This window comes from Listeria cossartiae subsp. cossartiae (genome assembly GCF_014224155.1).
GTDB lineage: Bacteria > Bacillota > Bacilli > Lactobacillales > Listeriaceae > Listeria > Listeria cossartiae.
On the sequence record NZ_JAASUI010000001.1, the window covers coordinates 1,187,851 to 1,199,931 of the forward strand.

Genomic DNA, 12,081 nt, shown 5'->3' on the forward strand with positions numbered 1-12,081 from the left:
GCCCGGATATCGGACCTTTTTGCTATTAAGAGGCTTGTAAACATTCGGGGCATTCACCGTAAACCTCGAATTTATGGCCATCAATTTGGTAACCAGGCAATGCTTCGGTTAAAAAATCCATTGGGCACATCATAATTTCTTTGGTTTTGCCACATTTCATGCAAATAAAGTGATGGTGGTGATGTTCGTGTGTACAAGCTAAACGGAAATTGCGTTCACCGGAAAGATCGGTTTCTTCAAAAATACCTAACTCGACAAATAAAGAGAGATTACGGTAAATCGTATCAAAACTAATTCCTGGGAAATCATCTTTCATGTTTTCTAAGACATCTTTTGCCGTCAAATATTTATTTTTCCGAGCTAGTAAGTTAATTAGAAATTCACGTTTATCTGTATGTTTATAGCCTTTTTCCTTCATTTTCATGAGTGCTTCAGTTGCTGTAAGTCCCATTTTCCTCACCTCGTTTTGAAATTAAGATTTTTTGACGTATTTTTTGATATAAAATGGTGACGATTAAAAGTAGTACGGAAATAATAACAATGGCTCCACCGGGTGCTAAATTTAAATAATACGCGGTAAATAAGCCACCGATAACAGCAATTTCGCCGAATAAAATCGAAAGTAAAATAGTTTGTTTAAATCCTTTGGCGATGCGAATAGCTGCTGCGACAGGTAATGTCATTAAAGAGGATACGAGCAAAATACCGACAATTCGCATGGAAGATGCAATAACAAGCGCGACTAAAACCATGAAAATAATATCAAATACTTTCGCTTTTAAACCGGAAACTTTCGCATATTCTTCATCAAATGATAACAGAAATAGTTCTTTATATAAAGATAAAATAACGATAAATACAATAATCGCAGTCACAACAATCGTAATCATATCTGTGCGACTCACGGCACTTACGCTACCAAATAAATAACTAAATAAATCAGTATTAAAGCCATTCGCTAAGGAAATAAAAATAACAGAAAAACCCATACCTGCCGACATAATAATCGGAATAGCCAGTTCTTCAAAATGCTTATATACAGTACGCAATTTTTCCATTAATAAGGATCCTACTACCGAAAAGCCAAAACCCAGGTAGAGCGGATTCAGTGCAGCTAGTGGCAAATAAGTTTTGCTTAAAAATAAACTAACAGCAATTCCACCAAGCGTCACATGACTAAGCGCGTCTGCCATTAAAGAAAGTTTTCTAACAACGATAAAACTTCCAAGTAATGGAGCGATGATGCCAATCACAAGCCCGACAATAAATGTATTACGGATAAAATCATACTGGAGAAGCGTCGCAATCACGGCAAGCATCCTCCCTTCTGCGTTGTTCGGCTAATATTTCAAGTTCACGGTCGGCCAAATAATGTTGATATTCATGCGCAGAACCATCGAAAATAATGCGTTTATTAATGCTAATAACATGATTAACATACGTATTTACGGCCATTAAATCATGTGTTACGAGTAAAAGCGTCATTTCTTCTGTCCGATTTAATTCGGCTAAAAGCTCATAAAAAGCTTTGACATTTTCAACATCGACCCCAACAGTCGGCTCATCCAAAATTAGCAGCTCTGGTCTACTTACTAACGCACGAGCGATAAAAACACGTTGCTGCTGTCCACCAGAAAGCTCCCCGATGTTGCGATGTAGATAATCTGTCATTTCTACTCGCTTTAAAGCGTAGTCAATGTCTTCTTTATCTTTATTATTTAAGGTTTTAAATAAGCCTTTTTTCTTGGTTAATCCACTTGCAACCACTTCTTTTACTGTGGCTGGAAAAGCGGAATTGAAGGCATTAGATTTTTGCGAAACAAAGCCGATTTTGACCCAATCTTTGAAGTCTGCTTGTTTCTCTCCAAATAACGAGATGCTTCCTTGTTGTTTTTTGAGCACGCCAAGAATTAATTTTAGCATGGTTGATTTACCTGAACCATTAGGACCAATTAAACCAGTAAAACTGCCTTTAGTTACTTGAAAATGAATGTTTTCTAAGGCATGTTCTTTATCATAATGATAGCTTACATTATTTACTTCTATGATTTTGTTCATTCATGTTTCTCCTTTGACAGCATTTGCTAGCCGCTTTTACTAGTATATAAAATAATACTTAAAATGTAAATCGTAATTACTTCGAATTAAAAATTTGGACAAAAAAACCTGGAAAAGATGGCTGTCATTTTCCAGGTTAACGTTATTATTTAGCAAATGTATCTGTTAAAATTGGAACTACTTGTTTTTTACGTGATACAACACCTTTTAGTGGTGCTTGATTTTCGATGAATTTGACACCATAAGCTTCTTCGACAACGTCTGTTTTTGAACCGATAGCAATGCCAACAGAGTCATTAGTAAGAATGTTTGTGATGACGAACAAGTATAAATCAAGTCCTTTTTCTACAATGGTATTAGTAATAAGTGCTTCAACTTCCGCTCGACGGCTAAGTACATCGTTCACATCAACAACATTAATTTGAGCGATTTCTACTTTGTTATCGTTCATGTTGAACTCTTTCGCATCAAGTAATAGTTCAGCTACAGATTTTTTACTGACATCTGCTCCAGCTTTTAACATTTCCATACCGTATGTTTGAATATCAACTTCTGCGATAAGCGCTAATTTTTCAGCGGCAACTTTATCTTCTTCTGTGCATGTTGGTGATTGGAAAAGAAGTGTGTCAGAAATGATAGCAGAAAGCATAAGTCCTGCAACAGTTTTACTTACTTCTACTTCATTTTCACGGAACATTTTTAGAAGGATTGTTGTTGTACATCCAACGGGTTCAGCGCGGTAATAAAGTGGGTCAGATGTTTCGAAGTTAGCGATACGATGATGGTCAACAACGGCTGTGACTGTTACATCGTCAATATCATCGACACTTTGTTGACGTTCGTTATGGTCAACAAGAGCTACTTCAGAAACTTCATTCGCAACTGTTTGAACTAGACGTGGAGCTGTTACTTGGAAATAATCAAGAACAAAAGCTGTTTCACTATTAAGCTCGCCTAAACGAACCGCTTCAATATCTGCTCCTTGTGCTTTTTTTAATTCTGCGTAACTAATGGCAGAACAAATCGTATCTGTATCTGGATTTTTATGACCGAATACAAGTGTTTTTGTCATTATTTTCGTCTCCTTTTAGCTGTTTTGAATTTTATTTAATAAATCTGGGTCGAATTCACCATTTCTTAGCATGGCGATTTCCCATTTGTATGGTGCTTTTTTTGATGCTTTATCTTCGCCGACATAAGGCGTTTCAAGGATTTTCGGCACATCTGCTAGTTGCGGATGATGCACAATATAATGAAGGGCATCAAAGCCGATATGGCCAAAACCGATATTTGCATGTCGGTCTTTGTGTGCGCCTCGTTCATTCTTGCTATCATTGATATGTAATACTTTCAAGCGATCAATGCCGACAATTTTATCGAATTGATTTAGTACGCCGTCAAAGTCATTCACAATATCGTAACCTGCATCATGCGTGTGGCATGTATCAAACGTAACGGATAATAATTCGTTGTGCGTTACACCATCGATAATTTGTGCTAACTCTTCAAAAGTGCGGCCACATTCGGAACCTTTTCCAGCCATTGTTTCTAAAGCGATTTGTACATCTTGGTCATGTAGTAATGCTTCATTTAGGCCTCGAATAATTTGTTTGATTCCTTTGTCTGTCCCTTCACCAACATGAGCGCCGGGATGTAGAACGATTTGTTTGGCACCAAGCGCACGCGTACGTTCAATTTCAGATTGTAAGAAATTAACCCCTAGTTCAAAAGTTTCTGGCTTAACTGAGTTGCCGATATTGATGATGTAAGGCGCATGAACAACGATGTCAGCCATATCATGGGCTTTCATATGTTCTAGGCCGGCTTCAATATTTAGCTCTTCAATCGGCTTTCTGCGCGTGTTTTGCGGAGCGCCAGTATAAATCATAAACGTATTAGAGTCGTAAGAAGCTGCTTCTTCACTTGCGCCAAGAAGCATTTTCTTTCCGCTCATTGATACATGAGAACCTAGTCTTAGCATAATTCATTCCTCACTTATCGTTTTTTCCGTCTTTCGCGACGTTTAATTTCGTTCATTTTGTAGTTAATTTTCTTTTTATAGTTTGGTTTACCTTTTTGTTTGGCTTTTTTACGCATACCAATTTCACGTGGATCGGCTGTTTCGCGTTTTGCTTCACGTTTTGCACGACGGTTGCGGTCTTCTAGTGTAACGAACTCTTTATTTTTCCAGTCAACATGTTTAAACTCAATCCCCATTTTTTCGAGTTGGTTTAGACGATCTTCATCCGCTGGTTCAAATAAAGTAAGTGCGATACCAGAATGTCCGGCGCGACCAGTACGACCTGTGCGGTGAATGTAGAAATCTAAGTCATCTGGTAATTCATAGTTTACGACATGACTAATTCCTTGGATATCAATACCGCGGGCAGCTAAATCTGTCGCAACGACATATTGATAATCTAAGTTTTCGATTTGTTTCATTGTCCGTTTACGTTCACGTGGGTTGACGTCACCATGAATTTTGGCTACTTTAAGTCCACGTTCGATTAATCCATTTGCTACTTCATCAGCTGTTGTTTTCGTATTAGTAAAAACAATCGCCAAATAAGGTTGCGAACCAACTAAAACATTTTTAAGTAAATCAAGTTTATTACGGCTACGAGTGGCCATAATGCGATGTTCCACCGTTTTTGAGGCAGCAACTTTTGGCTGAATATGCTCATAACGTGGATTTTCCATATATTTGCTTAAAAATGGTTTTAATTTTTGCGGAATTGTTGCGGAAAAAACAAGCATTTGTAAATTAGCTGGCATTTTTCCAGCGATATGGTCGACATCATTTAAGAATCCCATATCAAGTGTCATGTCTGCTTCGTCAATAACGAGTGTTTTCGCTGTATGAACAAATAGAGCTTGTTCGCGGATTAAGTCATTGATACGACCAGGCGTTCCGACAATAATTTGTGGTTGTTTTTTTAGTTTATCAATCGCACGTTGTTTGTCTGTACCACCGATAACTAGTTGTACAGCGATTTCTTTTTCGCTGTATTTCGTTACTTTGCGAATTTCATTATAAATTTGAGTAGCAAGCTCACGACTTGGTGCCGTAATAACTGCTTGTACTGCATCTTTTTCAGGATTCACATTGTTAATAATTGGCAAAATAAAAGTATGGGTTTTCCCTGTACCTGTTTGAGATTGGCCGATGATACTTTCCCCTTTTAAAATGCCTGGGATTAGCTTCTGTTGTACTTCTGTTGGCTCATAGAATCCTAATTTATCTATTGCAAGTCCAATAAAAGGTTGAAAGCCGAATTGGTCAAACCTTGATTTCTTCGTCATAAAATATTTCCACTCCGTTCTATACCTAGTAGCCATTATAGCACATAATTGGACATTCGTGCGCGTGTTAAGACAACTTTGTCAAAACAAGCTAAGTCTATTATACTAAATAAAGAATCTAATACAGAAATGAGGATGTTTTCGAATGGAAATTATCAAAATATCTCCTCGTGGTTATTGTTACGGAGTCATTGATGCGATGGTGATTGCTAAAAACGCTTCGCTGGATCCGAATTTACCTCGACCTATTCATATTTTAGGCATGATTGTTCATAATAAACATGTCACCGATGCCTTTGAATCGATTGGTATTTATACAGTGGATGGCGCGAACCGCGAAGCAATTTTGGATAAAATAACGACTGGGACGATTATCTTTACAGCACACGGCGTCTCTCCTGCTGTTAAAAAGAAGGCAATGGCAAAAGGGTTAACAACCATTGATGCTACCTGTCCAGATGTGCTTCATACGTATGATTTGATTTTAGAAAAACAAGCAGCTGGCTATCAAATCATCTACATTGGTAAAAAAGGACACCCGGAACCAGAAGGCGCATATGGCACTGCACCAGAGGTTGTTCATTTAGTCGAAACAAAAGCGGATATTGACGCCCTTTCATTAGCTTCCGATAAAATTTTTGTTACCAATCAAACGACGATGAGCAAATGGGATGTGGCAGAATTAATGGATTATATACAAGCCAAATACCCGACGTCGATTCCTCATCAAGAAATTTGCATGGCGACTCAAGTGCGTCAAGAAGCTGTCGCCGAGCAAGCCAAAGATGCGGATGTCACAATTGTCGTTGGCGATCCTAGGAGCAATAACACGGCTCGCCTGGCGCAAGTTTCGATGGTGAAAGCAGGAACTCCCGCTTACCGGATTGCTGATATTTCAGAATTAGACATTCAGTGGATTAAAGATGCGAAAAAAGTGGCGGTAACGGCTGGTGCAAGTATCCCAACACCACTTGTACGAGAAGTGCTTGTTTTTTTAGAGCAGTTTGATGCGGCAGATGAATCTACTTGGGAACGAACACATCGCCCTGATTTTGCTAGTATCATTCCAAAAATGAAAAATAAAAATATGGCAGAAAAAAGACGCCAACGTTTAGCCCATCTAAAAAATGGTGACAATTAAAAAAGCCGACTAATTCCCTTTAATCAAGGAGTTAGTCGGCTTTTTCTTAACAAAATTGGAATGGATCTGTATTTACTTCAGAAACAATAAATTCTGCTTCATAATCCAAAATTTTCGCTTGTTCTTCCATTTTGGTTTTCAGATAGCCTTTCATTACTTTTTCGATATTATGGCCAGCATCAATCGTTGGAAGGTTAATCGCTAATAAATCATGCCCTGTGTGGTAATAGACATCTCCGGTAATAAAAACATCTGCACCAGTAGCTTTTGCTTGATGGATAAATTTATTTCCATCACCACCAATAATCGCTACTTTTTTGACTGTTGTTTTTAAATCACCAATAAAACGAACATTTTCAATCGCGAAAGCAGTTTTTAATTTATCAATAAATGAAACCATACCGAGTTTTTTCGGTAAAGTACCGACACGACCTAAGCCTTCTTTATACGTTTGTGTTTCTAGCGTGTAAACATCAATAGCTGGTTCCTCATAAGGATGCGCAATCTTCACGGCTTTTGTAATCGTTTCTGTTAAATACTGCGGGAAAATCGCCTCTATTTTCACTTCGGGAATGGAAGTCAGCTGTTCTTTCTCACCAATCGTTGGGTTGGCATCTACTCCTGGTTTAAAGGAACCGATACCCGTTGTGTGAAAAGTACATTCTGAATAAGCAGTGCCGATTTGGCCAGCCCCGTTGTTGACAAGTGCTAAACGAACACTTTCTAGTTCATTTTCCGGTACATAAACAGCGATTTTGCAGTAAGGTTCTGTATAAGTTTCTTCAATCATCGTTGTATCTTGTAATTGGAGCAAGTCTGCCAGAATGTCGTTTACACCGCCCTGAGCGATGTCGAGATTCGTGTGTGCGGCAAAAACAGTGATATCATGTTTGATTAATTTTTTAATCATTTTCCCTTGTTTTGTTGTTGTATCAATGTGTTGGGTTGGACGATATAAGAATGGATGATGGGCGATAATTAAATCGACCTTTTTTTCGATGGCTTCATCCACCACTTCTTCTAACACATCTAAGGTAAACATAATTTTTCTTACTTTTTTGGATAAATCACCTACTTGTAAACCAATGGGATCGCCTTGCATTGCGAGCTTTTTAGGTGCGATTTTTTCCATTATCGCTGTGTATTCGTAGCCATTTGCGACTTTCATTTTAGCACATCCTCTACTAATGCGATTTTATGTTCTAATTCACGAATTTTCGCTTGGTTTTCCGTTGAAATCGGTTGATTATTAGAAATGGTTTGAATGATATTTTGCCAAGTGTTGGCTTCGTGTCGCCATTTGCTTTTGAAAATAGCGCTTTGTTCTTGTAGTAAACAAGGCCCGAAAAATATTTCTTGCTTCGTCCAAGCAACAGGTTTTTCAGAGGGCGTTAACACCATAATTTCATAAATCTTATTATCTTCCCGTAAAATTGCTTCTGAAGTAATAAGCCAGTTATTTTGTTCAGACCACTCTCTTAACTGCCATGCTGCAATATTAGGTTGCAAAATCAGTTTAGTTACGCCAGCTAATTTTGCAGCGCCTTCTTCTAAAATCGTGCGGATTAATGTGCCACCCATGCCAGCAATCACAATCGTATCAATCGCATCTTCTTTTTCGATAACGGCTAAACCATTCCCTTTTCTAACATCAATTTGTTCTGTTAAGCCAGAAGAACGGACTTGTTTTTGGGCAGATTGAAAAGGTCCATCAACGACTTCGCCAGCAATAGCAAAAGAAGCTGTTTGGTTTTTGATTGCAAAACATGGTAAATAAGCATGGTCGCTTCCGATGTCTGCGATTCGTTCATTTTTTGTTATGTAAGAAGCCACTTTTTCGAGTCGCTTCGATAGTTGCTCTTCGTTCATTTGGTTCCCTACTTTCATTTTCATTAAAAAGGCAGGAGAACGATTTGTCCTCCTGCCCGGTTGTACATTATTCCAGGAAGTCTTTCAATTGTTTGCTGCGGCTTGGATGACGTAATTTACGTAATGCTTTGGCTTCAATTTGACGAATCCGTTCACGAGTTACACCAAATACACGACCAACTTCTTCTAAAGTGCGCGTACGACCATCATCAAGACCGAAACGTAAGCGAAGTACGTTTTCTTCACGGTCTGTTAACGTATCAAGCACGTCTTCTAGTTGTTCTTTTAGTAATTCGTAAGCAGCGTGGTCAGATGGTGAAGTTGCATCTTGGTCTTCGATAAAATCGCCAAGGTGAGAATCATCTTCTTCGCCGATTGGTGTTTCAAGGGAAACAGGCTCTTGTGCGATTTTTAGGATTTCCCGAACTTTTTCTGTCGGTAAGTCCATTTCTTCGCCAATTTCTTCTGGTGAAGGATCGCGGCCTAAATCTTGTAATAAGGAACGTTGTACACGGATTAGTTTGTTGATTGTTTCCACCATATGCACAGGAATACGGATAGTTCTTGCTTGGTCCGCAATCGCACGGGTTATTGCTTGACGAATCCACCATGTTGCATAGGTACTGAATTTAAATCCTTTATTGAAGTCGAATTTCTCAACGGCTTTCATTAGTCCCATGTTACCTTCTTGAATTAAATCAAGGAATAACATCCCACGACCAACATAACGTTTTGCAATACTTACAACAAGACGTAGGTTGGCTTCTGCAAGACGTCCCTTAGCTTCGATGTCGCCAGCTTCGATACGTTTTGCTAAAGCAATTTCTTCATCTGCTGTTAGTAAGTCAACTCGACCAATTTCTTTTAGATACATGCGAACAGGGTCATTAATTTTTACGCCTGGTGGTACACTCATATCTGTTAAATCAAAGGATTCGGTTTCTTCTTTTACAAGTTCTGTTTCATCTGGATCTTCATCATCTGCATCGTCAGAAACTTCAATTCCTGCTTCACCAACATGTTCTAAATACTCATCCATTTGATCGGAATCTAAAGTGAATGGAGCTAATCTGGCAGCGATTTTTGCATAAGTTAAAATCCCCTTTTTCTTACCTTCTTCTATCAGGGCTTCTTTTACTTGCTCAACGCTTAGTTCAGCAACTGGTTTTGTGTTTTTTGTTTTATCACTCATAACTGCCTGTATTCCTCCTTCCAAAATGCCGCTAACCTTATTAAAAGGCTTCTCTTAGGTAATAATACCATCATTTAGCGGTTTTAAAACGTTATTAATCCAATTGGCCGCTGTTTAACTGGCGGTTGAGTTGGACGATTTCGAGCATGACGCGAATTTCATTTTCGTTGTCGTTTTCACGATTGTACGTCACTAATTCTTGCTCAAGTTCTTTTTTCTTTTGTTCTAATTTATACCGTTTTAGACTTCTAATATAGTCTTCAAACTGGGGTTTACCTTGTTCATCTGGACTAATAACCATTTCGAGGCTACTAATAAGTCCTTTCATCGCAGCATCCGGAACGCTATCCATGAATTTCGTTGGATCCGCATCATTACCTTCCGCAAAATAACCAATTAGATAGGTATAAAGCGCTTCGTAATTATCATGGTAAAACGTCGTGTCGCCAAGAAGTTGCTTAATTAAAAGAAAATTATCTCGGCTTTCCATCATAGCTTTCATTAGCTGCTGCTCTGAGATTGTATGGGCAGATAATTTTTGTTGTGCTGGTTGCTCGAAAGAAAATAGCATTTCTGTATCTTCTTGCGGCATCATCCCCATAAAAGAATCATCTATTGGTGGTTCATTATAACTAGCCATTTGTCGTGATTTTTGACTATTTTTAAGTGATTGCTGTAATTGTTGTTTTAATGTTTCGATGGTTAATTCAAATTCATCTGCTAGCTGCTTTAAGTATAATTCTCGTTCTACGGCTTGATCCAGTTTCGCAATTTCACGCAGACAATCGTCAATATAGGCGATTTGATCTGTTTCATTTTGCAAATTACGTTCTTTTCGCAAATAGTGGATTTTAAAAGCAGTCCAAGTCATTCGCTGTTGCTTGTAGATTTCTTTGAATTTTTCTGCGCCACTTGCTCTAATAAAGTCATCGGGATCTTTTCCAGCGGGGAGTTGCAAAACAAAAACATCTAAGCGATTCCGTTCAACTAGAAGTGTTCCTGCTTTGTAGGCAGCTTCAATTCCAGCACGGTCACCGTCATAGCAGATAATAGCTCGATTAGTGAGCCTTTTAATCAAATCTGCATGTTCTTCGGTTAAGCTAGTTCCCATCGAAGCAACGGCATTTTGAACACCTGCTTCTTCTGCGGAAATAACATCCATAAAACCTTCCATGAGCGTGATTTCTTCTTGTTTTCGAATAGCCTGTCTTGCCTCAGAAAAATGGAATAACGTCCGTCTTTTATTAAAAATAGGCGTTTCAGGACTATTTAAATACTTCGGTCCATCATCACGATCAAATAAACGACCAGAAAAAGCGATAATTTGACCACGATCATTCGTAATAGGAAACATAATTCGATTCCGAAAACGGTCGACCATTTGGCCATCATCACGTTCGGATAAAAGCCCGGCCATGCCAGCAAGTTGTAAGTCCATGCCTCTTTTTTCTAGAAAAGAAGTAATCGTTGCATGGTGATTTGGCGCAAAGCCAATTTGGAAGGTGGTCATCATCTGCTCAGACATACCGCGTTCTTTCAAATAGGTCAGTGCTGCTGCGCCTTCTTCTGTTTCCATCAAAATATAATGATAGAGTTTGGCGGTCAGTTGGTGCATTTCGACCATTTTTGCCGTTTCCGAAGTTTCTTTCGGTAAATTACTTGTGTCGCGTTCTTCTGGGAGCTCGATAGACACATCTAAATGGCTCATATCTGCTACTTTTTTAACCGATTCGACAAAAGTGAGTCCATCGTGTTCCATTAGAAAGGAAAAAACATTGCCTCCCTTACCACACCCAAAACAATGGAAAATCTGTTTTTCTGGTGATACGGAAAAAGATGGCGTTTTTTCACCGTGGAAAGGACATAAGCCAGAGTAATTTCGTCCCTGCTTTTTTAATTGGACATAATTACCAATTATATCGACTATATCCGCTTGATTCCGGACTTGATCAATTACTTCTTCAGGAATCCGCGCCATGTTGACAGTCAACTCCTATTTACTTATTTTGCAAAAATGTGGTCAATCGGTCTTGGAAAAGCGAGCGATCTGCATCACTCATTGCTTTTGGACCTTTGCTATATTTACCTTGTTGCCTTTCTTTGGCATGTCTATAGCGAATATCTAACATTAATGACATTTCTTCTTCTCGGTAAAGTTCACCGCGATTAGAAAAGACAAATGTGCCTTTTGCAAGTAGAATGCTAGCTAGGCCAATATCTTGTGTTACGATAATATCGCCTTTCTTGGCTAAATTCATCATTCGCATGTCCGCTGATTCTTTTCCCGTATCAACAAAAATCCAATTCTCTCCGTTCGTATTGACAGAGTAATGGTTAAACGAAGCGACGAAAGTGACTTCTAATTGAAATTCTTTTGCTACTTGTTTTATTTCTGCTTTCACTGGACAAGCATCGGCATCAACCAAAATTTGTGGCACACATTCCATCCTCTCTTCAAAATCTATGAAGGCACGTTAAAAAACGAGTTTTTCCACCCGTTTTTAAAATAATATGCATA

The 12,081-nt window shown here is 38.6% G+C and carries 12 protein-coding genes; 1 reads left to right on the top strand and 11 read right to left on the bottom strand.

The genetic code is table 11. The features are described 5' to 3' along the window. Positions 1 to 25: 25 nt before the first annotated feature. The 6 genes from zurR to cshB all read right to left on the bottom strand — a co-directional run bounded on the left by zurR (position 26) and on the right by cshB (position 5,361). Entirely contained in the window at positions 26 to 451 is a 426-nt protein-coding gene (zurR, locus tag HCJ30_RS06070; RefSeq protein WP_003721950.1) for a transcriptional regulator ZurR, read from the bottom strand. Then, on the bottom strand, positions 432 to 1,310 hold the full coding sequence (gene zurM / locus HCJ30_RS06075; protein WP_185391377.1) for a zinc ABC transporter permease ZurM: 879 nt from the start codon (positions 1,308 to 1,310) through the stop codon (positions 432 to 434). Before zurM ends, zurR begins: the two co-directional genes overlap by 20 nt. Continuing rightward, the gene (gene zurA, locus HCJ30_RS06080) at positions 1,285 to 2,058 is read right to left on the bottom strand and encodes a zinc ABC transporter ATP-binding protein ZurA (RefSeq protein WP_185391378.1); all 774 of its coding nucleotides are present in this window, start codon (positions 2,056 to 2,058) and stop codon (positions 1,285 to 1,287) included. The genes zurM and zurA overlap by 26 nt, the downstream gene beginning before the upstream one ends. Before the next feature lie 145 nt (positions 2,059 to 2,203). Then, a complete protein-coding gene (locus HCJ30_RS06085; protein ID WP_185391379.1) occupies positions 2,204 to 3,130 on the bottom strand; it encodes a manganese-dependent inorganic pyrophosphatase in 927 nt (308 codons plus the stop codon). 15 nt (positions 3,131 to 3,145) lie between these two features. Further along, positions 3,146 to 4,039 (bottom strand): deoxyribonuclease IV, encoded by an 894-nt coding sequence (locus tag HCJ30_RS06090; protein ID WP_185391380.1) that lies wholly within the window; start codon positions 4,037 to 4,039, stop codon positions 3,146 to 3,148. Between the two features lie 14 nt (positions 4,040 to 4,053). Then, a complete protein-coding gene (gene cshB / locus HCJ30_RS06095; protein WP_003721956.1) occupies positions 4,054 to 5,361 on the bottom strand; it encodes a DEAD-box ATP-dependent RNA helicase CshB in 1,308 nt (435 codons plus the stop codon). Between the two features lie 145 nt (positions 5,362 to 5,506). Between cshB and HCJ30_RS06100 the strand changes: the two genes are divergently transcribed. Next, positions 5,507 to 6,502, top strand: coding sequence for a 4-hydroxy-3-methylbut-2-enyl diphosphate reductase (locus tag HCJ30_RS06100; protein ID WP_185391381.1), 996 nt, complete (start codon positions 5,507 to 5,509; stop codon positions 6,500 to 6,502). Positions 6,503 to 6,548: 46 nt separating this feature from the next. Here the strand turns inward: HCJ30_RS06100 and HCJ30_RS06105 are convergent, their stop codons facing one another. From HCJ30_RS06105 to HCJ30_RS06125, 5 genes are all read right to left on the bottom strand, one after another. Continuing rightward, the gene (locus HCJ30_RS06105) at positions 6,549 to 7,670 is read right to left on the bottom strand and encodes a Nif3-like dinuclear metal center hexameric protein (RefSeq protein WP_185391382.1); all 1,122 of its coding nucleotides are present in this window, start codon (positions 7,668 to 7,670) and stop codon (positions 6,549 to 6,551) included. Beyond that, complete coding sequence (locus HCJ30_RS06110; RefSeq protein WP_185391597.1) at positions 7,667 to 8,371, bottom strand: tRNA (adenine(22)-N(1))-methyltransferase; 705 nt, start codon at positions 8,369 to 8,371, stop codon at positions 7,667 to 7,669. Before HCJ30_RS06110 ends, HCJ30_RS06105 begins: the two co-directional genes overlap by 4 nt. Positions 8,372 to 8,438: 67 nt before the next feature. Continuing rightward, complete coding sequence (gene rpoD, locus HCJ30_RS06115) at positions 8,439 to 9,563, bottom strand: RNA polymerase sigma factor RpoD (RefSeq protein ID WP_003721960.1); 1,125 nt, start codon at positions 9,561 to 9,563, stop codon at positions 8,439 to 8,441. Between the two features lie 94 nt (positions 9,564 to 9,657). Further along, positions 9,658 to 11,541, bottom strand: coding sequence for a DNA primase (dnaG, locus tag HCJ30_RS06120; protein WP_185391383.1), 1,884 nt, complete (start codon positions 11,539 to 11,541; stop codon positions 9,658 to 9,660). A 19-nt stretch (positions 11,542 to 11,560) separates the two neighbouring features. Continuing rightward, on the bottom strand, positions 11,561 to 12,001 hold the full coding sequence (locus tag HCJ30_RS06125; RefSeq protein WP_185391384.1) for a YaiI/YqxD family protein: 441 nt from the start codon (positions 11,999 to 12,001) through the stop codon (positions 11,561 to 11,563). Positions 12,002 to 12,081: the final 80 nt, after the last annotated feature.